The 24,490-nt window shown below is 52.2% G+C and carries 18 protein-coding genes and 1 riboswitch; of the genes, 13 read left to right on the top strand and 5 right to left on the bottom strand.

Annotation, left to right across the window (positions count from 1 at the left end; translation table 11 throughout):
- Window positions 1-52: 52 nt before the first annotated feature.
- Together ytvI and ACOBQJ_RS10145 are read right to left on the bottom strand one after the other, a co-directional pair.
- On the bottom strand, window positions 53-1,159 hold the full coding sequence (gene ytvI, locus ACOBQJ_RS10150) for a sporulation integral membrane protein YtvI (protein ID WP_421071644.1): 1,107 nt from the start codon (window positions 1,157-1,159) through the stop codon (window positions 53-55).
- Window positions 1,160-1,271: 112 nt separating this feature from the next.
- On the bottom strand, window positions 1,272-2,222 hold the full coding sequence (locus ACOBQJ_RS10145) for an NAD(P)H-dependent flavin oxidoreductase (RefSeq protein WP_421071804.1): 951 nt from the start codon (window positions 2,220-2,222) through the stop codon (window positions 1,272-1,274).
- 398 nt (window positions 2,223-2,620) lie between these two features.
- On the opposite strand from ACOBQJ_RS10145, the gene ACOBQJ_RS10140 reads away from it, so the two are divergent.
- Window positions 2,621-4,615 carry an FAD-dependent oxidoreductase gene (locus tag ACOBQJ_RS10140; protein ID WP_421071643.1) on the top strand — a complete coding sequence of 665 codons (1,995 nt, stop codon included), beginning with the start codon at window positions 2,621-2,623 and terminating at the stop codon, window positions 4,613-4,615.
- 82 nt (window positions 4,616-4,697) lie between these two features.
- On the opposite strand, the gene ACOBQJ_RS10135 is transcribed toward ACOBQJ_RS10140, so the two are convergent.
- Window positions 4,698-5,252: a flavin reductase family protein gene (locus tag ACOBQJ_RS10135; RefSeq protein WP_421071642.1), complete on the bottom strand. Its 555-nt coding sequence runs from the start codon at window positions 5,250-5,252 to the stop codon at window positions 4,698-4,700.
- Between the two features lie 346 nt (window positions 5,253-5,598).
- Window positions 5,599-5,764, top strand: a riboswitch (M-box (ykoK) riboswitch).
- 146 nt (window positions 5,765-5,910) lie between these two features.
- On the opposite strand from ACOBQJ_RS10135, the gene mgtE reads away from it, so the two are divergent.
- The 11 genes from mgtE (at window position 5,911) to ACOBQJ_RS10080 (ending at window position 20,287) form a co-directional block, all read left to right on the top strand.
- Window positions 5,911-7,272, top strand: a complete 1,362-nt coding sequence (mgtE, locus tag ACOBQJ_RS10130; RefSeq protein ID WP_421071641.1) for a magnesium transporter — start codon at window positions 5,911-5,913, stop codon at window positions 7,270-7,272.
- Between the two features lie 335 nt (window positions 7,273-7,607).
- Window positions 7,608-8,762: a S1C family serine protease gene (locus tag ACOBQJ_RS10125; RefSeq protein WP_421071640.1), complete on the top strand. Its 1,155-nt coding sequence runs from the start codon at window positions 7,608-7,610 to the stop codon at window positions 8,760-8,762.
- A 377-nt stretch (window positions 8,763-9,139) separates the two neighbouring features.
- Window positions 9,140-10,606, top strand: coding sequence for a spore germination protein (locus tag ACOBQJ_RS10120; RefSeq protein WP_421071803.1), 1,467 nt, complete (start codon window positions 9,140-9,142; stop codon window positions 10,604-10,606).
- Between the two features lie 27 nt (window positions 10,607-10,633).
- Entirely contained in the window at window positions 10,634-11,818 is a 1,185-nt protein-coding gene (locus ACOBQJ_RS10115) for a Ger(x)C family spore germination protein (protein ID WP_421071639.1), read from the top strand.
- A gap of 15 nt (window positions 11,819-11,833) precedes the next feature.
- On the top strand, window positions 11,834-12,934 hold the full coding sequence (locus ACOBQJ_RS10110) for a GerAB/ArcD/ProY family transporter (protein WP_421071638.1): 1,101 nt from the start codon (window positions 11,834-11,836) through the stop codon (window positions 12,932-12,934).
- 244 nt (window positions 12,935-13,178) lie between these two features.
- Window positions 13,179-13,973, top strand: a complete 795-nt coding sequence (gene fdhD, locus ACOBQJ_RS10105; protein WP_421071637.1) for a formate dehydrogenase accessory sulfurtransferase FdhD — start codon at window positions 13,179-13,181, stop codon at window positions 13,971-13,973.
- A 213-nt stretch (window positions 13,974-14,186) separates the two neighbouring features.
- On the top strand, window positions 14,187-15,347 hold the full coding sequence (gene nifS / locus ACOBQJ_RS10100; RefSeq protein WP_421071636.1) for a cysteine desulfurase NifS: 1,161 nt from the start codon (window positions 14,187-14,189) through the stop codon (window positions 15,345-15,347).
- A 6-nt stretch (window positions 15,348-15,353) separates the two neighbouring features.
- Complete coding sequence (gene nadA / locus ACOBQJ_RS10095) at window positions 15,354-16,274, top strand: quinolinate synthase NadA (protein WP_421071635.1); 921 nt, start codon at window positions 15,354-15,356, stop codon at window positions 16,272-16,274.
- Between the two features lie 190 nt (window positions 16,275-16,464).
- Window positions 16,465-17,205: a serine O-acetyltransferase gene (gene cysE, locus ACOBQJ_RS10090; protein ID WP_421071634.1), complete on the top strand. Its 741-nt coding sequence runs from the start codon at window positions 16,465-16,467 to the stop codon at window positions 17,203-17,205.
- Window positions 17,206-17,456: 251 nt separating this feature from the next.
- The gene (locus ACOBQJ_RS10085; protein WP_421071633.1) at window positions 17,457-19,916 is read left to right on the top strand and encodes a heavy metal translocating P-type ATPase; all 2,460 of its coding nucleotides are present in this window, start codon (window positions 17,457-17,459) and stop codon (window positions 19,914-19,916) included.
- Window positions 19,917-20,113: 197 nt separating this feature from the next.
- A complete protein-coding gene (locus tag ACOBQJ_RS10080; protein ID WP_421071632.1) occupies window positions 20,114-20,287 on the top strand; it encodes a hypothetical protein in 174 nt (57 codons plus the stop codon).
- 94 nt (window positions 20,288-20,381) lie between these two features.
- On the opposite strand, the gene ACOBQJ_RS10075 is transcribed toward ACOBQJ_RS10080, so the two are convergent.
- Window positions 20,382-21,371, bottom strand: a complete 990-nt coding sequence (locus tag ACOBQJ_RS10075) for a sodium:calcium antiporter (protein WP_421071631.1) — start codon at window positions 21,369-21,371, stop codon at window positions 20,382-20,384.
- Window positions 21,372-21,752: 381 nt separating this feature from the next.
- Between ACOBQJ_RS10075 and ACOBQJ_RS10070 the strand changes: the two genes are divergently transcribed.
- A complete protein-coding gene (locus ACOBQJ_RS10070; RefSeq protein ID WP_421071630.1) occupies window positions 21,753-24,059 on the top strand; it encodes an S-layer homology domain-containing protein in 2,307 nt (768 codons plus the stop codon).
- 62 nt (window positions 24,060-24,121) lie between these two features.
- On the opposite strand, the gene ACOBQJ_RS10065 is transcribed toward ACOBQJ_RS10070, so the two are convergent.
- Window positions 24,122-24,469 carry a YggT family protein gene (locus ACOBQJ_RS10065; protein ID WP_421071629.1) on the bottom strand — a complete coding sequence of 116 codons (348 nt, stop codon included), beginning with the start codon at window positions 24,467-24,469 and terminating at the stop codon, window positions 24,122-24,124.
- Window positions 24,470-24,490 lie beyond the last annotated feature (21 nt).

Genomic DNA, 24,490 nt, shown 5'->3' with positions numbered 1-24,490 from the left:
GGGGACGGTTCTTCTGACACGATCGTGTCAAGAGAACCGTCCCCTTGACACGCTAGGGAATATCTCCGTTATTATTGTCGCAGATGTTGCCTTCTTCCTGGAAGAGCCAGGCGAAGGCTTTTGCTTTGAGCAGGGCGTTGTAAGTAATCAGGACAAATGGCCCCAGGATTAATCCGTAAAAACCGAGCAGCTCGTACCCGGCATAGAGGGAGATCAGCACGGCCAGGGGGTCAATCCCGATATTTTCACCGAGGACTTTCGGCTCCAGGGAGTGCTTGGCCACTATCACCACGGCAAAAAGGATCAGCAGCCCCACGGTCATATAAGTGTTTCCTGTAATCAGGTTAAAAACAATCAGGGGGATGAAAACCGCGCCCACCCCGATCACCGGCACCGGGCTGAACAGGCCGCTGAGCAGAGACACGGTCACAACATATTCGGCGCCGATAACAGTCAGCCCAATCATTATAATAATAGCGGAAATTACTGAAAGTATGATCTGGGCCTTGATAAACCCGATGGACGCCCTGTAGAGGTCATCAGCCATAAACCTCAGCTTGCAGTGAAATTCCTCAGGTATCGAGTCGGCAAGCCATTTCTTAATCTTTAACAGGTCTTTGCTGATAAAAAAGGCCGCGATCAGCATGATTACCACGATCAGCAGCTGGTTTGGCAGGTTGGCGATGAGGTGCAGCGTACCTCCGGCCAGCAGTGAAAGGTTCTCAGATAATATTTCTGAGATCCTTTCAGTGTTTTTATCCAGGTGTACGGCAATTTCAGGGGGAAACCCTTCAGATATGGAATGAAGCTTCTGTGCCAGAAGAAATGACTGGCTTTTTAAAAAACTGGTAAAATGAGGCAGGTTGGAAATAAACCTTGCCAGCTCCCAGACCAGTGTCGATATGGCGAACCACATCACTACGCCAAGTGACCCAACGGTCACCAGCATGGCCATGCTGGTGGCCGCCAGCCGCGAGATTTTTAAGCGCAGAAAAAATTTTACCACTGGTTCCATGGCCAGCGCCAGTATTAGTCCAAGCAGAAAAGGTAGAAAATATGGGATTACAAGTTTGAAAGCAACAGCGGCGATAACCAGGGTGGCAATTAAAATACCCAGGTTGACAATCAGGTTCCAGTGCCTTTTATAAAAATCTCTCATGTTGAAGTATTACTCCTTGCAGAACCAACAATAAAGGAAATGGAAATTGGCAGGCTCTCAGTTTGACCGTAAAGAAAATCCCCTTTCTTTGCAGGAAGGGGATTATATATTTCTAATCCGGTTCATCCTCGACTTCTTGAGCCAGTTTATCAAAGATTTTTTGCACCGGCAGGATTTCTTTAATCTTATACACGTTCTTGCCGGTAAATACGACACCTTCGTCGACCAGGCCGGTGCGGGAATTTTCCAGCGCCTTGATGATGCAGTATTCCCGTGTGCACTCTTTGAGGCAGCCGTCGCAATCATCCGGATGCGGCACTGTCTTGTCCAGGATTTTGTTTACAAATGGGTTGCGCAGCGCCCGACCCGGCATGCCGACCGGGCTGGTAATGAGCACCACGTCGTCAGCGGAGGCTTTCAGGTACATCTGTTTAAACGCCTCAGACACGGCGCACTCCACACTCAGCACAAAGCGGGTCGCCATCTGGACGCCGCTGGCGCCGAGCCTGACCGCCCTGGCGATGCCGCTGCCGTCAACAATGCCGCCGGCGGCTATTACCGGTATTTTTACAGAGGAAGCGATTTCCGGCAATATTTCTTCGATTGAACGGCAGGTCCCCAGGTGACCCCCGGCTTCCACTCCTTCTGCCACCACGGCGGAAGCGCCCTGTTTTTCAGCTATCCTGGCCAGTTTGGCGGAAGAAACGATGGAGACGATCGGAGTATCGGACTCCTTGCCCCACTTGAAAATGTCCCTGGAAAAGCCTGCCCCGGTAATGATCAGGTCAATCTTTTCCTCTATCGCCGCGTGCACCAGGGAGGCGAACTGCCTGACGGCGAACATGATGTTGATGCCGATGATCCCCTTCGAGTTGCGCCGTGCGGTCCGGATTTCATTCCTCAGCTCGTCCAGCGACATGCCGGTAGCGGCAATTATGCCGATGCCGCCGGCATTGGCTACGGCCGCGGCGAGCGGCGCCGTGGACACACGAATAGCCATGCCTCCCTGGATGATTGGGTAGCGGGGCGTCAGGCGCCCGATCTTCAACGATGGAAATTTCATCAAAATTCTTTTTCTCCTTAATCAGATTTAGCGATACCCAGTATATATTATCCCAACAGGTTATGTAAATATAAGTATTGCTGGATAATTTATCAAGTTGGGCTTCATCTTGCCCTCTTCCGTGGCAATTTTTAGATTTTTCTTTTTAGCAATTCAAATATTCTATATAAAATGGTATAATCCTTTGAACTACGGTAAAAACCAGCGTAATATTTAATCATAACCAAAAACATTACTTGGATCAGGAAGAAGTGCTAATTATATATTATATTTCCATAAATAAGCATAATAATAATTTGAAAAAAATACCTGAAGGGCAATCCGTTATCAGCGTCGAAAAAAACCATAAATTACTATTAATTAGGATCGTATTCTCATAAACCGGAGGTTTCACAATATTGAACGACCTGCTTCCGCCCTGCGCCGGCGCCTGTCCGGTCCATACAGACGTCCAGGGATACCTGGCTGCCATAGCCAGGCGTGATTACCGGGAAGCATACCGGCTGATCCGCGCCAATAACCCCTTCCCCTCCGTGTGCGCCTGGGTCTGCACGCACCCGTGCGAGGACGCCTGCCGCCGGGGTGAAGTTGACGAGCCCCTGTCCATCAGGGACCTGAAGCGTTTTGCTGTTGAGGCTGTTGGACACATGCCTTTGCATTTATCCACGGTACCGGCCAGCGGCAGGAAGGTGGCGGTAATCGGCGCCGGCCCGTCCGGTCTGACCGCGGCTTATGACCTGGCCCGCCAGGGACACCAGGTGGTTGTTTATGACCGTCTGCCGGCGCCCGGCGGGCACTTTCTGACCTCCCTGCCGGCATACCGCCTGCCGGCTGAAGCCCTGCGGAAGGATATTGAAGATATCAAAACCGCGGGCGTGGAGATACGCTGCGGCCAGGAAGTAGGCAGGGACCTTAACCTGGACCGGATCAGGAAAACCAGCGACGCTGTTGTCCTGAGCACGGGCCTTTGGGCCGGGCGGGGTTTAAAGCTGCCCGGATTTGATCATCCTTCTGTATTGAAGGCGCTGCCGTTTTTAAAAGCGGCCAACTCTTCTGAAAAGCCGGCGGTGGGAGGCCGGGTTATTGTAATCGGCGGGGGAGACGTCGCCCTGGACGCGGCCCGCACAGCCCTGCGCCTGGGCTCGGCTGAGGTCAGGGTTGTCTGCCTGGAGCCGCGAGAGGAGATGCCCGCCCACGCCTGGGAGATTGAGGACGGCGAGGCGGAGGGAGTCATAATCCACGCCGGCTGCGGCCCGGTGGAACTGCTGCTGGAAAAAGGCGTAATTACCGGTGTGAATGTGCGCAGAGTGTTGTCGCTTTTTGACCGGGAAGGAAAACTGAACCCGGTTTATGAACCGGACAGCCTGGTCACACTGGCGGCTGACACGGTAATCCTGTCCATCGGCCAGGAGCGGGATAATTATCTGCTGGAAGAATACCTGCCCGTTGCCCATACCGGGAGTGTGCCGCCTGGTGCGGCCGCATCCCGCGTCAGGGGAGTTTTTATATGCGGCGAGGTGGCTGACGGGCCGGGGCCTGCTATCAGCGCCATAGCATCCGGTCACCGCGCCGCCGCGCTGGTCGAGCGCTATCTGAATGGAGACGGCTCGGCGCCCGGCGAACAGGATTTGCAGGTAATAGGGCCGGTGCCTGGCCGGGTGGCTGAGAAAATACCACGGTGGGCGCGCCAGAAGATGCCCGTCCTGCCGCCGCAGGAACGGAAGAAAAGTTTCCTGCCGTACGAGCTGGGCCTGGATGAGGCCTCGGCGCGTTTGGAGGCGGGACGTTGCCTGAAGTGCGGCCAGGGGGCGACAGTCATTACCGAAAAATGTGCGGCCTGCCTGAACTGCCGCAGGCTGTGCCCCTATGGCGTCCCGGAGGTGGGAGAACACGCCGGCATATCCGTGGAGGGCTGTCAGGCCTGCGGCGTCTGTGCTGCGGTCTGCCCCGCCGGCGCCGTTAGTCTGGCCTGCCTGGACGAAAAGAAGTTGATGAGTTCGCTTGAAACTGTTTCTCCGGTTAAAGATGTGGCTGTTTTCGCCTGCCAGGGCTCCTGTATTGACAAGCCAGACCTGGCTGGCCTCGATAATGACCCCGACCTTGCGCGGCTGCGGGTGGTGGAGATACCAACGGCTGGCGCCCTGCGCCTGGAATGGTTGCTGAAAGCTTTTGAAAACGGGGCCGCCGGGGTGGCCGTGGTTGGCTGCGGGGCCGGCCGGTGCCGCTATGCGGAAGGAGCCGTTTCCGCGGAGGGCGTCGTCTCGCGCGCCAGACATTTACTGCAGTCGGCAGGCATTCCGCCGGAGAGGCTTATTTACTGCAGGATGGAGACGGATGTTTACCTGGAGGGTGTATTGAAAGATTTTGTGCTGCGGCTGGCAGAGCAAAACTAATAGCCCTTCCGAATCTGGAATTCTCCTCTGCTTGAGCTCCCGGGTTTAGTTCGCTGCATAATTTAGCAGGCTTTTGATGCTATTATATACTTTTATATGCCCTGCCTTCTTTAAAAACAGAGCCTGCCACCCGGCCCAGGCTGCAATAACTGGCGCCCATCAGAATTAACGGGTTCATTTTCAGCGGGTCGGGCCGGCCGTCTGTCAGGCACTCTTCATTTATGTACATTGCAACTATCTCGCCGAGGAAAAAATCAAAATCAAACATGGGTAAGGTCTGAATAACTTTACAGAGGATATTCATCGAGCATTCGATGATCAGCGGCGCTTTTCCAAGCTCGTCATAGAACGGGGTAAAAATATTTGACTTGTCGGCGCTGTGCCCGGATACGATCCCGCAGTAATCGGTCTTTTGAAGCAGGCTGACCGGGGGGATGTTGACGCTGAAGAACCCGTTTTCTTTGACTCCAGCAGTTGTATAGTGGGTGTTTTTCAGCGAGATATAAAGCACCGGTTTGAGGCTTACCACTCCGCACGCGCCAACTGTCGCGTAATTCGGCCTGCCATTGACATCCGCCCCGACAAGCACGGCAGGGAACGGGCCGAAGGGTATATTGGGGATTTTCACCTTTTTCATGACCAACCTCCTGATTTTATGGTTTACCCGGCAAACACTATAAATATAAAGGAGTTCCTGAAAAAAGAATAGACTTATTCTTTTCTATGATTTAAACTATTGTCAAAGTATGCCCCCCGGAGCGGTGACGCTTCGTTTTTGTTTTTTACGGCGTTAAAAACAAAAACCTGCATTCGGAACGCTTATTTACAAAAACACATACTTCATTTTAGAAAATATTTTGGAATACCAGGAGAGGCCGAAAACCAGGAGCCCTTGTTAATACTGCAATAACGGCCTGGTTATAGCATCTGTAACTGATTGACAGACGGAATAATTTCCTATATAGTTAGAATGCTAAAAGAATATATTTCTTCGTTAGGTGAGGCTTCTACACAGACACATGCCACTGCCCGGAAATGTCGAGAGACGCCGACGGGTTAACAGGTACTGCCGGCTTAAGGTTTTACTTAATGTGGCTGGGTTTGACCCTAGCTGTGTACGTGTCAAAACTTTCACGAGTGGAGAAGGTTTATCTGCAGATTCTGGAAAAACCTTCTATTTAATGGGGGTTTTTTTTGTTGTTTTAGAGTATGAAGGCGATACCGGCTGTAAACGATATTAAAGTGGCAGAGGGCTTGCCGCCCCGGTCCGCTGCTGCCGGAGGGGAAGCTTTGATATGAATAATATCAATGAAAATCTGGAAAATACAATTCGTGAAGCCCTGCGAACCGAGGAATCGAGAGAAAACCTCCCGACCATGCTGGAAGACCTGCAGCCGTTTGACCTGGCCAACATCCTGCCGGAATTTGAGAAGTCGGAACAGCTGAGCCTGATGTCCGTGCTGCCCGCCAACATGGTTGCCGATGCGCTCGAATACATGGAGCCGGTGCAGCAGTACTGGTTTTTATTCCACCTGGGCGAACCTTTTGCCAGGGAAGTTTTGAACGGCATGTCCAGTGACATTATAGTCGACTTTTTTGCGGCGATACACCCGCGGCAGGCTGAACGGCTGACCCAGTGGCTGCCGGAGGAGTACCAGACCAAGGTGCGTTCGCTGATGAGCTATCCGGAAAACACCGCCGGCGGCCTGGCTATCGTGGAATATGTGGCCGCCCGGCAGAACTGGACTGCGGAGCAGGCCCTCGCCCACGTCCGCAAGATCGGCAACGAAGCTGAAATTGTGTCTTACGTTTTTGTGCTGGACGCGGCCGGCAGGCTTGTGGGCGTTGTGTCCCTGCGCGAGCTGATCCTCGCGGACCCAAAGACAAAACTGGCGGAGTTTATGAACAGCAGCCTTATCTCCGTTAATGCCAACACGGACCAGGAAGAAGTGGCCCGGGTCATAACACAGTACGACCTGGTGGCGCTGCCTGTAGTGGACGGGAGCGGCCGGATGGTCGGTATCATCACGGTTGACGACGTCCTTGACGTCGTCGAGGAAGAGGCTACTGAGGACATCCAGCTCCTGGGCGGCAGCCAGCCGCTGGACGAGCCTTATATGCAGGCCGGATTTTTCTCACTGTACCGCAAGCGGATCTGGTGGCTGCTGATCCTTTTTGTAGCCCAGGCGTTTACCAGCAACATCCTCAGGCATTACGAGGGAGTGCTGAGCGAAGTGATATCGCTGGCCCTCTTCATACCCCTGCTGATCGGCACCGGGGGCAATGCCGGCTCGCAGGCGTCAACGCTGGTGATCCGGGCCCTCGCTGTAGGCGAGGTAACAGTGCGGGATTTTGCCAGGATTGTCTGGCGGGAGTCCCGTTTGGGGCTGCTGCTGGGACTGACCATGGCGGTGGCCACATTTTTAAGGGCGCTGACAATCGGCGGTTCTATAGACCTGGGCATAACAGTCGCCGCTACAGTTGTCACCATAGTGGCTGTAAGCTCGACGGTGGGCGCCGGGATCCCAATTGTAGGCCGGAGGCTGGGGATAGACCCCGCCGTGCTTGCATCCCCCGTGATTACGACCATCATCGATTCAGCCGGCCTGTTCATATATTTTGAATTTGCCCGCCATATCCTTCATATCAGCAGCTAACACGGAGCGTGTCAAGGGGACGGTTCTCCTGACACGATCGTGTCAGGAGAACCGTCCCCTTGACACGTTTTTTTTTATAAGATATTGCCGCAGGAAAAGGTCCCCTATCCCCTGGATTATGCAGCCTAGTGCCGGCAACCACAGTGGTGACCACTATGCTGACTTCTATGCCACTCCTCACATCTATATTTTCCACCTATCTTTAGATAACACTTTTGAAGTAAACAAAAAACGTTCCCTTTCTTTAAGGAATTCGCAATAAAATCTTGACAATTTCTTAAAATTGTTGTTGTAAAATGTATTTATCATTTGTGCTCGTTAAAGGGGGTTTTTTCATGTCTAAATTTTTCAGGATGCCAGCGGTTAAAATTTGGGGCGCGTTCCTGGCCGGCATGCTGGTTGTGGCCGTGCTGTCTTTTACTGCCGGCCTGCGCGGGCTGCCGCGTATCACCTGGGCTGACGAAAACAGCGCCGCAGCCCTGCAGGGCACACAACTGCCCGGCCTGGGGCCGGATACCATCCCGGATATGGTATCAAGGGCCGGCCCGGCCGTGGTCAGGATCAATACCACCACGATCAGTGAAAGCAGGCTTGACCCATTTTTTAATGACCCGTTTTTCCGGCAGTTTTTCGGCGGCCAGTTCGACATACCGTCACAGCAACAGGAGAGCCACGGGCTGGGCTCGGGGTTTATTATATCAACTGATGGATATATATTAACAAATGAGCATGTAATTGAGGGAGTCAGCCAAATTGAAGTAACGCTGTCCAACACGGAAAAATCATATCCGGCCAGGCTGGTGGGATCGGACAAGGACCTGGACCTGGCAGTGCTTAAAATTGATGCTGACAGCGATCTGCCCACCGTTACCCTGGGAGATTCCAACAGCATCAGGGTCGGAGACTGGGTGGTGGCCATCGGCAACCCGTACGGCCTGGACCACACCGTAACAGTGGGGGTAATCAGCGCCAAAGGCCGTCCGATGGCCATTGATGACCGCCAGTACCGCAACCTGCTCCAGACCGACGCGTCCATCAACCCCGGCAACAGCGGCGGCCCCTTGCTGAATTTAAGGGGTGAGGTGGTAGGGATTAATACAGCCATCAACTCCCAGGCCCAGGGGATTGGCTTCGCCATACCCAGCAGCACCGTCAAATCTGTAATTGACGAACTGATCAACAAGGGAGGGGTCGCTCACCCCTGGCTCGGTGTTTACCTTCAATCACTGACAAAAGAGTCAGCACAATCATACGGGCTCAGCAATACAAGCGGTGCTTTGGTAGCGCAGGTGGTAAGCGGCGCCCCGGCTGACAAGGCAGGTTTGATGGCCGGTGACGTGATAGTGGGCTTCAACGGCAGCGCTGTCACCAACTCCGACCAATTGATCGAGCTGGTGCAGGGGACAAGCATCGGGAGCCAGGTTGAAATCCAGTTTATCAGGAATGGAGAAACAAAAGCAGCCGTTGTTACGATCGAAGCCAAAAAGTAGGCTTGAGTTATTTTGCATGGCGGTACTCCTGTACCGCTTTTGTATACAATTCCGCGACAAGGGTAAGGTACTCTTGTCGTATTTTTTTGTGCAATCTAGTGACAAAAAAACGCCTCCTTTTCGCACCCCGCTTTGCTCATTCAAAAACGTGTCAGAAGAACCGTCCCCTTGTACAGAGGAATGGGGACACACCTCTCTCAAAGGCATCTCTGCAAGCCGAGGAATGTCCCCGATGTGTCAAGAGAACCGTCCCCTTGACACGCTCTTCCCTCGTATAGAACAATACATCGCTGCAAAAACTACCTTTGGTGATGGTATGTGTATGACAGCACGATAAGTAAAAACGTAAGCAAAAACGAGGAGTATCTAAAAAAAAAATTGGACAGAGCTTCGATACGGAATACCGCCATTTTATTATTCCGGAGTACGATAATTGCGAAGCCCTGATCGTATATATCAGCGGGTTGGTTGACACAAAGGTAATTGAAAAGGACGTTTTAGCGCCTTTAATGGACTGTCCGTGTTTGCCAGAAGAGAAATATTTCGCGAAAAGGACCGGGCGTATAAGGAAATTAATACAATCCGGCGTTTTTGTGCCGTTCGCCAGGGAAACAAACCAGTGGCGTGATCTATGCGACGCTGTAATGGAAGGTGACACAGTACTTTTTCTTGACGGTTCCGGCTCAGCTCTAATCCTTTCTGCCAAAAAAAATGAATTCCGCTCAATTGAAGAGCCTGAAGCAGAGACCGAAGTCAGGGGCGCCAGGGACGGGTTTGTGGAAAATGCACAAACCAATGCCGCCCTGATCCGCAGGCGGATTAAAGACTACAACTTGCGCTTTGAAAATTTAAAAATCGGAGAGAGAACAAAAACAGTTGTTATCCTGGTGTATATTGAAAGCCTGGTAAACGAGTCCATATTAAAGGAAGTCAGGACCAGGCTGAACAGAATAAATGTCGACGGCATATTGGAAAGCGCATACATTGAGGAGTTTATTGAAGACTCGCCAAATTCGGTTTTCCCGCAAATTGAAAATACAGAGAGGCCGGATAAAGCCTCCGCGGCAATCCTGGGAGGCCGCATAGCGATCCTGGTGGACAACACGCCTTTTGTACTGATGGTCCCTACCGTTTTCTGGAACTTTATCGAGTCCAGCGGGGACTATTATCAAAGATACCATATCGGGACTTTCCTGCGCTGGCTGAGGTTCCTTTCCTTGTTTTTAAGCATTTCACTATCTTCATTGTATGTGCTGCTGACCTCGTTTCACCAGGAGATGATTCCCACCTCACTGGCGCTAAATATAGCGGCGGGACGTACCGGTGTGCCGTTTCCCGCCGTAATTGAAGCCTTTATAATGGAAATAATGCTGGAAATCATAAAAGAGGCCGGTCTGCGGATGCCCAAGGCAATCGGCCAGACTGTCGGCTTTGTAGGCGCGCTGATTATAGGCCAGGGCGCCGTGGCCGCGGGCCTGGTCGGCCCTGCCCTGGTTATAGCCATTGCTATCGCGGCCATCTGTTCTTTTGCCATCCCCGCCTATAATATGAACAATTCCCTGCGCCTGATTAAATTTCCGTTGATTTTTTTGTCCGCTATTTTTGGCATTTTGGGATACCTGGCAGGTATTATGGCGATACTGTTGCACCTTTTGTCGCTGCGGTCTTTTGGCGCTCCGTTTCTTGCACCGGCGGTCCCTCTTGATAAAAGCGGCTTCAGGAATGTTTTTATCAGGGCTCCCCGGTGGTCGATGAAGGAAAGGCCGGGATACAGCAGTCCAAAAGAGGTCAAAAGACAGACAGGCCGGAGTTTAAATAAACCGGGCCCGCTTATTAAAAAGTAATTTGTATTTCAGAGCGAAAGGCATATTATGAAAAACGTAATTGCAGTGGCTTTAGCGCTTATAATTCTGCTGTCAGCCGGCTGCTGGGATATGAGGGAGATAAACGAAATCGGCTTTGTTATGGCTGTGGGAGTCGACAGGGCCGATGATACAGGGCAGTTCACGGTAACAGTGCAAATTGCAAATCCAAGCGCTGAAGGCTCAAAAACCGAAAAGGCCGCCAAACAGTCGGTATGGGTGGCATCCGCGGACGGCCCGTCTATATTTGAAGCAATTAGAAAACTGGTCAGAATTTCATCAAAGAGGATTGTATGGGCTCATAATAATGTGGTTATTATCGGCGAACCCCTGGCCCGGGACGGCATTACTCCGGTTATTGATTTTTTCACCCACAACCCCGAGCTCAGGATGAAGACCGGCCTGGTGGTCGCCAGGGGCAACGCCGGGGATTATCTTTATGCCAAGGCAGGCATGGAGGATATTCCCGGTGTATCTATGTCTGAGATGGGAAGATACCGGTCGCTTATTGCCGAAACTGTCGAAAGTGACTTGTTAAGGGTTAGTTATGATTATAACAATGAATATTCGGAACCTTTGATAAGCGGCGTCAGCTTAAAAAAAGTTATAATAACCCCTGAAAATGGAAAGGCTTCAAGTGAAACCGAAATAATAGAACTATCGGGAGCGGCGGTGTTTAAAAAAAATAAAATGACAGGGTGGCTCACTCCCGAAGAAACGCGTGGATTGGCTTGGGTTAGAAATGAAACAAGAAATACTGTTGTTACGGTAACCGATCCCGAGCATGAAAACAGGAGTGTCTCGGTAGAAACCCGCGGTGTTAAGTCAAAAATATATTCCCAGGTGGAAGGCGGCGTACCTTATATTACCATAGCGGTATCCGGCGCGGGGAACATCGTCGAAGAAGACGGCCACACCACGCTTGATATAGAAGAGATGAAAGATCATATCGAAGGTTTAATCAGCGAGAAGATAGCAGGTGAAATCGAAACAAGCATTTACAAGATTCAGAAAGAATACAACAGCGATGTTTTGCATTTCTCCAGGGCTATAAATGTCCAGAATGACGAAGAATGGGATAGTGAAATAAAGGACAACTGGCAGGGCATATTCCCTCAAATACCTGTTACAGTTCTGGTTGATATTAATATAAAAACCAGCACGCTGTACCAGGAACCCAGAAAAAAAATATAACCGGAAAGGCATTTAATGAAAACAAAAACAAGCCGGCTGCAGTATTTTTTTATGATCCCCAATCTGCTTTACGGGAAGGCAATAGGTGTGACATCGGGAGTTATTGTCAGAAAAATCGGCGCCGACGTATGGACATCAATGCTTTTCGGTTTTGTTGCCGGGACTGTCGTCATTACTGTAATGGCCTACCTGGGCTCAAAGTTTCCGGACAAAACTATAGTCCAATATTCAGAAGTACTGCTGGGTAAATGGACCGGGCGTATCATCGGACTGCTGCTTACAATATTTTTTGCCGTTGCTTTCGGTACCTCTGCCAACACCATGACTCTTCATGTAAAAGAATACTTCCTGCTTGAAACACCCTTTTTTATAATATGCCTGCTTTATACCCTGCTCTGCATGTATGGAGTTTTTCTGGGGATTGAAGTGGTCCTCAGGTTTTCACTTTTTGGCTTTCTCGGGGCTATGCTGATTAACGTCACAATGGTATTAGGCACTGTAAAAGATTTTCGGTTCATTAATTTGCAGCCGTTGTTAGACAAGGGCATAGCGGCTAATCTTGCGAACAGCATTTATATATTCAGTGACATTGCCATGGCTATTTTTGCCGTGGCGATAATATATCCCATGTTGAACAAGAAGGAAAAAACTGTCTCCTATACTTTTTGGGCCATGGTTTTAGGGTGCTTCATGGTAGTAATATGGCCTTTTTTTGAGACCGGGGTAATGGGTGCGGAGATAATGAAACAATATATCGTGGTCTGCATGCAGCAGGTGAGGTGCGCGCAGTTTACAAAATATCTGCCCAGGTATGAGCTGATCATGGTGACGTTCTTCGTATTCAGCATGTATGTGCAGTCGGTGGCGATGTTTTACAGCGCCAAATACAGTTTTAAACAAATTACCGGCATTAAAAAGGATTGGTACATTATCGTTCCACTTACGGTAATTCTGGTTTTTATCACTTATTATATGGCAAACGACCACAACAATTATGTGCATTTTTTGTCCTATCCCTGGTCGCAGTTTTGCTTTATTCTGAGCATAGCCCTGCCGCTGGTATTGCTTATTGCCGCGCTGGCCAGGGGAAAGTTGTCAACAACCCCTTCTTCATGAAAACAACTGTGATTTGCTGCGATGTAAGCTAAAAAATAAGCTGAACTTCTGTGGTACAGGGGAAGCCTCTCCTGTGCCACTTTTGTATAAAGCGTGTCAGGGGACGGTTCTCTCCTGTCGCATTCTCCCGCTCCATTTTTTTTCTTTGACAAAAACAAGCAGGATATTATAGACTATAAAATATATTAAAACAGTAGGAATTATATGCATCACATTGTATTTAATATGAAGGCGGGGGAGAGATATGTCCGGAGCAAAGGATAAAGTTGTTAAACTGCCGGTTTCATTCTACAAAAACGGGAGCTTTACGGAAGGTGAGGACGTTGTGGTCAGGGAAGCGCCCGTGACACTCTACCTGAACGACCAGGAATTTGTGACTCTCGTCTGCTCGCCGGGCGAACTCAAAGAACTGGCGGTGGGTTTCCTGTGTTCGGAGGGAGTGCTGCTCAAGCGGGAAAATTTGAAGAGCATACTTATTAATGAAGACGACCGGCTGGTACGGGTAGAAACAGCCGGCGACCCCGCGCCACAGGAAAGGTTTCTGAAGCGCTTTATCACCTCCAGCAGCGGCCGTGGCCGTGTTTCTTTCACCTTTGCCAACGACTCCAGCGGGGTGGGCCGGGTGGAGTCCGATATGCGTGTTGCCCCCCGGGATATTTTTTACTTAACAGACCAGCTTGAAAAACTTTCCGGGGTGTTTAAGACAACCGGCGGCGCCCACAGCGCGGCTCTCTGCACGCGTGACAGGGTTGTCTTTTTTTATGAGGATATCGGGCGCCACAACGCCGTCGACAAAATCTACGGCAGGTGTTTTCTGGACGGTATTCCCTACGCTGATAAAATCCTAGTTTTCAGCGGACGCATTTCAACGGAGATACTAATTAAGGTCGCCAAAATGGGCATACCTGTAATTGTCTCCCGCTCTGCCCCGACCGAGCTCGCGGTAAAGCTGGCAGACCAGCTGGGGATAACCGTCGTCGGTTTTGCCCGGGAAGGCAGGCTCAGCTTATACACCCACCACAAACGTGTTGCAGATTAAAACATTTCGAGATATGATTTTAAAACTGTTGACAAATTCCGAGCGTTTTCATATGATATATTTATAATTCCGATTAGATTACTATGTTTAGGAAGCCGTTTCCTGGCATGCATTGAAACGCATAGCGGAGTTATAATACTTTTGGGCTGTCAAACGGTCGCTAATTTACCGTATCTCTTTTAAAATCAGCGAGTAGGTTTAGGGGGTTGTTTAGTGCGCAGTATATATTTTGATCACAGCGGGACCACGCCCGTCCACCCTGAGGTGGCCGAAGAGATGTACAGGTACCTTACCGGGGACAATTTCGGCAATCCATCCAGCGTCCACCACTACGGGCTCCAAATCCGCAAAGTGGTGACGGAAGCCAGGGAAAAGGCAGCCCAGGCCATCGGCGCCGGCGCCGGGGAGGTCGTTTTTACCAGCGGCGGCACTGAATCAGACAACATGGCCATACACGGGGCGGCTTACACCAACAGAAAAAGAGGCAACCACATCATTACCAGCGCCGTGGAACACCACGCCGTGCTGAATACGGTGAAGGCCCTGGGCAAAGAAGGCTTTGACATCACGGTCCTGCCGGTGGACCAGTACGGCATGGTCAGCGTCGACGACGTGGCCGCCGCCATTACCGATAAAACAATTCTAATCACCATCATGCACGCCAACAACGAGGTCGGCACAATCATGCCGGTAGCAGAAATCGGAAAGCTGGCCCGGGAGCGGAATATAATATTTCACGTGGACGCGGTGCAGAGTTTCGGCAAAATACCGGTCAATGTAGACGACCTGGGAGTAAATCTGCTTTCCCTATCAGGGCACAAGATCTACGGGCCAAAAGGGACCGGCTTGCTATATATCCGCAAGCGGACAAACTGGCGGCAGACCCTCTTTCACGGCGGCGCCCAGGAACGGCTGCGCCGGGCCGGCACCGAGAACATCCCCGGCATCATGGGGCTGGCCAAGGCCATCGAGCTGGCCATGGAGAACAGAGAGACCGAAAGTGCCAGGCTGAGGGTCCTGCGGGATAAACTGATCAGGGGGCTTACCGGCATAGAAGACGTCAGGCTGACCGGGCACCCGGATAAGCGCCTGCCGAACCATGCCAGTTTCCTCTTTAAATACATCGAAGGCGAATCAATGCTTTTGAGCCTTGACATGAAAGGCATCGCCGCATCCACCGGCTCAGCCTGCACATCCGGCTCACTCGAACCTTCACACGTGCTGCTGGCGATGGGAGTGCCCCATGAGGAAGCCCACGGCTCGCTGCGCATAACCCTGGGCAAAGATAATACCGAAGAAGACGTCGATTACTTCCTCCAGGTAATGAAACCAATAGTAGAAAAACTGCGGGACATGTCACCGCTAAAGGATTGAGGAATAATGGACCAAAAAACAATCCAGGAACTATCGGAAAAAATAACCAAACTAAAAAAAGAGCGCAACGCAGTAATCCTGGCGCATTTTTACCAGCGCCCGGAAGTGCAGGACGTGGCTGATTTTATCGGCGACTCACTGGCCCTGTCCCAGCAGGCCGCCAGTACCGACGCCGACGTGATTGTCTTCTGCGGCGTCCACTTCATGGCCGAGAGCGCCTCCATCCTGTCTCCCGGCAAGACCGTTGTCCTGCCTGACGAAAACGCCGGCTGTCCCATGGCCGACATGGTCGACGCGGTGCGGCTGGCGCGTAAAAAACAGGAGATACCCGGCGCCACGGTGGTGTGCTACGTAAACACCTCCGCCGATGTAAAGGCAGAATGTGACATCGCCTGCACCTCGGCCAACGCCGTCAATGTCGTAGCCTCACTGCCGGAGGACAGGCCGATCCTCTTTGTCCCCGACAAAAACCTGGGCCACTACATTGCCTCCAAAACCGGCCGGGACATGATCCTGTGGGAAGGCTGCTGCAATACCCACGACCGGCTGACCACCGAAGATATCCTCAAAGCCAAAGAAGAACACCCGGAAGCCCTGGTGATGGTGCACCCGGAATGCCGCCCCGAGGTCGTGGCCCTGGCCGACAAGGTATCCAGCACCGCCGGGATGATCAACTTCGCCTGTGAGAGCGAAGCCACCGAATTTATCGTCGGCACTGAAAAGGGCATACTCCATCCCCTTAACAAGCGATGTCCCGATAAGAAATTTTATATGGCGTCGGAAAGGCTGGTTTGCCCGAATATGAAGAAAACCACCCTGGACAAGGTTTACCAGGCGCTGGTGACCCTTGAGCCCAGGGTAACAGTATCAGACGAGATCAGGGAGCAGTCAATTGTATGCCTGGAGAGGATGCTGGATGTTGTTTAAAACCGGCGCCCGCGGCCGGATTTATACAATAAGGATGACCTGCAAACAGCCCCTGACAACGGGGGCTGAACTTTTTTAACGGATTTATATTAAGGTTGTTGAGTCTTTTAACCCGGGGGAAGTGTCAAAGACCGTATAGGTTATAATATGATATATATGCCTTCAATGTTAAATATGAGGAGGTTAAATAATGTTCAGCGGGCTGCGTAAAAATATCCGTGTGGTTATGGAAAGGGATCCCGCCGCCAAATCAGTATTGGAAGTAATTCTCTGCTATCCAGGATTCCACGCCATTATTATGCACAGGCTGGCCCACCGTTTCTACAGGCGCCGCTGGTTTGTCACGGCACGGCTGATATCCCACATCTCCCGCTTTCTGACTGGCATTGAGATCCACCCCGGCGCTAAAATCGGGGAAGGGCTGTTTATCGACCACGGCTCCGGTGTTGTTATCGGTGAGACCGCCGAATTAGGCGATAACGTCACCGTTTACCAGGGTGTTACCCTGGGCGGTACAGGCAAGGAGAAAGAAAAGAGACACCCGACCATCGGGAATAATGTGGTGGTCAGCGTGGGCGCCAAGGTGCTGGGGTCATTTACCGTCGGGGACAACTCCAAAATCGGAGCGGGGTCGGTGGTATTGAAAGCGGTCCCGCCCGACAGCACGGTGGTGGGGGTGCCCGGAAAAGTGGTGGCCAGGAACGGCCGGAAGGTCGAAGAGCGGAAGGATTATGAAATAGACCTGCGCCACGACCTGCTGCCGGACCCTGTGGCGGAAATGATCCTCTGCCTGCAGAAAAAAATCGACAAGCTCGAAAAACGGATCATGCAGATGGAGGAAAACAGCTTGCCGGTAGAAACGGTATGCCAGGACGGGGAGATCCAGTGCGGGGAAGGGTGCCTGTTTGTTTTGGACAGGGAGAATAAATAGAACGTAATAATATAGAAGTATGTTAAATTGCATTTCATGAATAAACCTGCAGCATGAAGGAACCAACCGGTACATCAAAACAGCTGCAGGTTTTCTTTATATAAATGAGAAATAATATTAATAATTTTGTAAGACCATGTTAATAAAAAAGAAACACTTTGTTTATATAATAAAGAAGTGTCGAATAATAGCAATAAAAGGCAAAATAAAAACTAATTAAATTAAACCTTGCACAGGGGGAGTTGGCGCCATTGGCAGCTGTTGAACTGAGTGCGGTCAGGCCGGAAGAACTGAAGAAAATTACGGTTAAAATTAAGGGTATGACCTGCGCGGCCTGCTCCAGCCGTGTTGAAAGAGCTCTTGCCAAAATGCCCGGTGTCCATGCCGCCGTCGTCAACCTGGCTGTTGAGACCGCCACCGTGGAATACTCTCCCGCCAAGGTTACGCCTGAGATGATTCTGGGGAAGATCACAGAAACCGGCTACCAACCGGTGGTGGAACGGGCTGAGCTGAAGATTTCCGGCATGAGCTGCGCCGCCTGCTCCGCCAGGGTTGAAAAGGGGCTTAATAAACTGCCGGGTGTGATCCGGGCAGCGGTTAACCTGGCCACGGAAAAGGCGGTGGTGGAGTTCATCCCTGCCGAGATCAGTATGACGGGAATTACAAAAGCGGTAGAAAAATTAGGATACGGTGCTGCCCCGGCGGATGACCGCGGAGCAGTCGATTCCGAGCGGGAAGAAAGGGAGCGGGAGATCAGGCGGCAGAGGTCCCTGGTGATTTTTTCGGGCATTTTATCCGCGCCCCTGCTGTTTAATATGCTGGTGATGGTTTTTAACCTGCACCATTATGTGCCTGAGTTTTTTATGAGCAATTACTTTCAGTTCGCCCTGGCCACCCCGATCCAGTTTGTGGCGGGAGCAGGCTTTTACAGGGACGCGTACATAGCGCTGCGGGGCCGGAGCGCCAATATGTCGGTGCTGGTGGTGCTGGGTACCTCGGCCGCCTACCTTTACAGCGTCGCCGCCACTTTTTTCGGCCACATGATCGGGATCCACGAGGTCTATTACGAGACCAGCGCGATTATCATTACCCTGATCCTGCTGGGCAGGACACTGGAAGCTATCGCCAAAGGCAGGACCTCCGAGGCGATAAAAAAGCTGGTCGGGCTGCAGCCGAAGAACGCCCGTGTGATCAGGGACGGACAGGAAATTGAAATACCGGTGGAAGAAGTGGAGACTGGAGACCTGGTCGTGGTTCGCCCCGGAGAAAGGGTCCCCGTGGACGGCGTGGTCAGGGAAGGATATTCCGCGGTGGACGAGTCCATGCTCACCGGGGAAAGCGTGCCGGCAGACAAGAAAGCCGGGGACGAAGTGACCGGCGCCACTATCAACAAGCTTGGCACATTCAAGTTCGAGGCGACCAGGGTGGGGAAAGATACCGCCCTGGCCCAGATCATCAGGATCGTGGAGGAAGCCCAGGGGTCGAAAGCGCCGATCCAGCGCATGGCCGACATTATATCCGCTTATTTCGTCCCGGCGGTGATAGGCGTTGCCCTGCTTACCTTTTTATCTTGGTTTTACTACGGAGCCCCCGGTGATTTCACCAGAGCCATGTTGAATTTCACCGCCGTCCTGGTTATTGCCTGCCCCTGCGCCCTCGGCCTGGCCACACCCACTTCAATAATGGTGGGCACCGGCAGGGGCGCTGAATACGGTATCCTGATCAAGGGCGGCGAATACCTGGAAAGAACCCACCAGCTTACCGCCGTCGTGCTGGATAAAACCGGGACCATTACCAGGGGGGAACCTTCTTTCACGGACCTGGTCCCCGCGCCCGAATATAAAGGACGGGAGGACGAGCTGCTGGAGATCGCCGGACGGGCGGAGAAAAATTCCGAGCACCCCCTGGCCCGGGCTATTGTCAGTTACGCCAGGGAAAGAGGCGCCAGACTGGATGACCCGCAGCGGTTCACGGCTGTACCGGGACACGGGGTGGACGCGGATATTGACGGGCGCAGGATATTGCTGGGCACCAGGAAAATGATGAAAGACAACGATGTCGACACCAGCGCGCTGGCCGGGGATATCGAAAGGCTGGAAGAAGAGGGCAAGACCGCCATGTTTATGGCCCTGGACGGAAATTTGGCGGCTGTAATCGGCGTGGCGGACACAATTAAGGAGAGCTCGCAGGAGGCCATAGCCCGGCTCAGGAAAATGGGTATTGAAGTATGGATGCTTACCGGTGACAACAGGCGCACCGCTTTCGCTATCGCCAGGCAGGTGGGTATTGATAATGATAATGTGCTGGCGGAAGTGCTGCCGGAGGACAAAGCGGGCCAGGTGGAGAAACTGCGCCGCCAGGGCAAAGTCGTCGGGATGGTGGGCGACGGCATCAACGATGCCCCGGCGCTGGTTACCGCCGACATCGGATTTGCCATCGGCACTGGTACCGACGTGGCCATCGAGGCCGCGGATATTACTCTGATGAGGGGTGACTTGAGGGGGGTCCCAGCGGCCATCAGCCTATCCCGGGCCACGATCAGGAACATCAAGCAGAACCTGTTCTGGGCGCTGTTCTACAACACGGTGGGCATCCCGGTGGCGGCCCTGGGCCTGCTCAATCCGGTGCTGGCCGGCGCGGCCATGGCCTTCAGCTCTGTCTCGGTCGTGAGCAACGCCCTCAGGCTGCGCCGTTTTAAACCGGTGGCATAAAATATAATAACTGCAGGATCAAAAGACCAGCCATGGCCGGCTGGTCTTTTAAATCTGAAAAAAGTCAAAGCTGCGTTTAGGGGGTGTCAGGGGAACGGGGTTGTTGACACACCCAAAAGGTGTGTAAACAACCCCGTCCCCCTGACACATATAAATTTTATCTATGCAGATAATAGCTTTTAAGGAGGTGATACATAATGTTATCAAAAGAAAAACTACAGTCATGCATACAACACTGCCAAACTACGGCCGGCGATATCAGGACCATGGCCGCGGACGCCCAGAACCCGGCGAAGCAATCCCTGGATCAAGCTTATTCGTCTATTGACGCTTGCATAAAGCAGTGCCAGGATGCGCTAAACAAAATATAGTATCATATTAAAAAGTGCACCTCCAAATGTTAGTTGTGTCTAACATTTGGGGTGCACTTCATTTACGGGCTCCTTTGGTTTTGGTTTTCTATTGTTACATCATGGTGAAAATCAGCAGCAGGAATATGCCGTATATTGCGACAGGGTAAATCATGTGGCTGGCCCTGAGCTCTTTTTTACTGGTAATCAGGTAGATTATTATGCTGGAAAGCAGAGCCAGGGCCGCGCTTATAGCGGCCAGGGTCGAAATCGACCACGGTGTCAGCAATATGCCGATGGTCGGGATGATGGAACCCTGAAAAACCATCGCCCCGGTGATATTCCCCATGGCCAGGGTGTCCTTGCCCCCCTTAACCCAGATGATACTGTTGAATTTCTCCGGCAGCTCGGTGGCGATGGGCGTGATGATGATGGACAGGATCAAAGCCGGCATCATAACAGTGGTGGCCAGGTTGCCGAGCGCGTCCACAAAATAATTTGCGCCGCCGGCAATCAAACCGAGGCTTATAATCACCTGTATGATTATTGCCGACAGGGGCGGCTCTTCGCCTTTTTTCCACAGGTACAGCGGTGGTATATCCAGTTCGGACAGGGTGTCCCCGTCCCCCAGGGTTTTGATTACGTAATAACCGTATCCTGTAACCAGAACCAGGGCAATAGGTATCTTGATCATCATGTAGGGGATAAAGGCTGCCGCTGCGGCCAGGGAATAAAAGCAGATAAAATATTTCAGGTCCCTCATCACGATCGACCGCTTAACGTCAATACAGCTGCTGCCGCGGCAGAATACCATCTTGGAGACGCCCACCACGCCAAAAGCCAGTGTGCTCAGCATAAAGGGTGCGCCCAGGATCGCTCCAATCCCCACTTCAGTCGCTGTCCCGGCGGGAGCGAAGAGGATGGCGATGAGAGGGACCATAGTCTCCGGAAGCGCTGTCCCAACTGCGGCCAGGACACTGCCGACGGCTCCCTCGGAGAGGTTCAGCTTCTTGCCCATCCACTCTATTCCGTTAGTGAATATTTTTGCGCCGGCCAGGATCGTAAGCAGCCCCGCGGCGAGCACCAGGATACTAGTGGTTCCCATTCTAAAAACAACCCCTTGTCCAAATTGATATAAATGAAAAGACCCCCGCATCTTTCTAAAGCGAAAATACGAAGGTCTTGCCTAACCGTTTCGGGTTTGCAGAAACCGGGTATCGCTACCGTGATGACGGCTCCTGCTCCGGGTATAACCCGGTGGCTACTCCCCTTTGATCTTTATCATCTTAAAACATTATCACAGCAATTTCTACGCAAGTCAAGAACTTTTACATAGCGTGTCAAGGGGACGGTTCTCTTGACACGCTTGACACGGAAGATTTTGTATCAAATTTCCTAAAAGTTGGTGAACCAATTTTTGGCGGCAGCCGTCTGATATTTAAAGCGGATTTGCTGATCAAAATTTAATGAACAAGGAGAGGTGGAAATGGGTTTGTTTCCGAGGATTAAGACCAAAGCGTTTCTGGCCTGGCTGGTTTTGAGCGTCTTCACTTTGCAGCCCGCGGCGGCGCTTGCGGAATCTCCCATGGATTTGCCGGCGCTGAAATTGATTCAAAATGCCGCCTCGGAAAATCCTGCTCCGGCTAATACAGGAGAGCAGCAAGCGGCAGTCAGCCTGGAGCAGGCGATCGGGATCGCCAGGGAAACATTTGTCGTGCCGGAAGGTTTCAACGAATTTTCAACTGGGTTTGACCAGAGTGACAGCGGGTCGTTCTGGAACCTGCGCTGGTACCGTTCCGGCGAGCCGGGCGGTGAGATGTATGTGCGGGTAAACAGTGAAACGGGAGATATCTGGAGTATGGGGCAGTGGATACCTACCGTCCCCGGCCAGGAGTACCAGGGCTTGCCCAAATATACCAGGGAGCAGCTTGAAAGCGCCGCGGCAGCGCTGGCGGCAAAGCTCCAGCCGGAACGATTTAAGTCAACCAGGCTGCAGCCGGCCAGGGATTATGAATACCAGCCGCTCCCCCTGGTCAAGCGTGGCCCGCTGGAGTACCAGTATGAATACGCCAGGATAATTAACGGCTTTCCTTTCACAGAGAATGGAATTAGTATTTCAGTCAGCGGTGACACCGGCCAGGTTATCAGGTTTGATTTGCGCTGGGATGACACCAGGGGATTTCCCGCCACTGCCGGCATGATCAGCCAGCAGCAGGCCGAACAGATCTTCCGGAGTGAAGCAGGCCCCCAATTATATTACTTCCGGGAACGCGTTCCGGGCGGCAAAAAAGTACCCCTGAAGCTGGTGTACAGGCTGCCGGGCCAGCAGGACCGGGCGGTAATAGACGCCCTCACCGGCAATGTCCTCAGCAGGGAGGAAGAGTTCTACGCGTATTATGACATGGGCGCGGGCGGCGGCGGTGATATGAAGATGGCCAACAGCAAAGCGGCCATCCCCCTCTCACCTATGGAGGAAATTGCAGTTGAAGAGGCCAGGAGCCTGCTTCCCAGAGACAAAGCCCTGGAGTTTGCCAAGGGCGCTGTGCAGGTGCCCGGGGAATATGCCCTTGTCAACAGCAGGCTGGAGCAGGATTATATGTTCAACGACATAAAAACCTGGCATTTCAGCTGGGAAGCCGGCAGCGGCGCGGAGCGCAAGATGATGGACATCGCGGTGAACGCCGCCAGCGGCGAGCTGATTTCTTTTAATACCGGCTCCTACCGTACTTATTACGAACCGTCAAAATCACCGGAAATAAAATTCAGCGAGGAAGAAGCCCTTAAAATCGCCTCGAATTATATCAAAAAAGTCCAGCCCGCCAGGTGGGGCGAGGTAGTATATATTAACGCCAGACCGGAGTACTATCCCTTAATTGACAAGGGAGGGATACCGCAGCCCAGCTCGTACAACTTTAACTGGGTCCGCCTGGCCCAGGGAGTGCAGTTCCCGGATAACGGGTTCAACGTGATGGTGGACAGCGCCACGGGTGAAATCACCGGTTACCGGATGACCTGGTGGAACGTTGAGTTTCCCGCCCAGCAGGGTGTAATGAGCCGGGAGCAGGCTGCGGACATATATCTTAAAGAAGCGCCGTTAAACACGGCATACCTGCGGCTGTGGCTGGGGCCCCTTTACACCAAGGCACGTGAGGAGGGCGAAGTCCACCTGGTCTATCATACAGCCAGGCAGAACTTTACCATGCTGGACGCCTTTAGCGGCCAACTGCTTGATTACAGTGGAAACGCTGTCACTCCTGCTTATAAAAATCAAAAGTTTGACGACCTGGACGGCCATCCCTCCCGTGAAGCGGCGGAACTGCTGGCCCAGTCCGGAATTGTCACCCCCGGCGGTAATTTCCGCCCCGATGACGCTGTTACTCAGGCTGAACTGATCACGATGCTGGTTAAAAGCAGCGCGCATAGTCCTGTGCCGTGGTACGGGGCTGGCGCAGCGGTAAAAGAGCCGTGGTATCAGCAGTATTACGAAACGGCGGCACGCCTGGGCATCATCCAGGCCGGTGAAAACCCGGATCCCGACCTCCCGGTCACACGCGAGGTCCTCGCCCGCCTGACCATCCACACTATGGATTTGTACAGAGTAGCCAGGCTGAGCGACATCTACCTTTTGAATTTCAGCGACGCCGGTGATATAGCCGGTCACCTGAGGGGGCATGTGGCGCTGGCAGCGGGGCTTGGCCTCATGGAACCGGTTGACGGGCGTTTTGGTCCTAAAGAGGTGGTCACCAGGGGCGAGGCTGCACAGACGCTGGTCAGGATGTTAAAAAGCAACTAACTTATAAAAGCCGGGGCTGTTTTCAGCCCCGGCTTTGGTATAAATGGCCATGTCCCTTGTACTCATCGTATTCCTTCATCCCTGGGAGTTCGGTAGATTTCAATCAGCCTTGCTACTCCATATGCAATGAGCGCATAAACAATCATGGCTATAATGGTGGTAGGCTCCAGAACCGACTTGGTTTCGATCCCTTCGGTTACAGCAGATCTAAAAATACCATTGAAGGGAGCTGCGAAGACGCCTGAAACAGTGTAGATGAATGAAACGAAGGCGCTGCCGGGGTTAGCCCCAAGGAGCTTAAAAATAAGCCTGAAGGCAAAAAGGACTTCAAGGACACCGAGTATATAATACACAATCTTTTTTGATCTAATACTATTCTCCTGGTGTCTGAAAGTACTGTCTTCTTCCATTTGATTCCCTCCGGTTTGCTT

The organism is Pelotomaculum propionicicum (genome assembly GCF_048984525.1).
GTDB classification, from domain to species: domain Bacteria; phylum Bacillota; class Desulfotomaculia; order Desulfotomaculales; family Pelotomaculaceae; genus Syntrophopropionicum; species Syntrophopropionicum propionicicum_A.
Note: the sequence above shows the minus strand (reverse complement) of the source record. Positions and strands in the feature narration are given on the sequence as shown.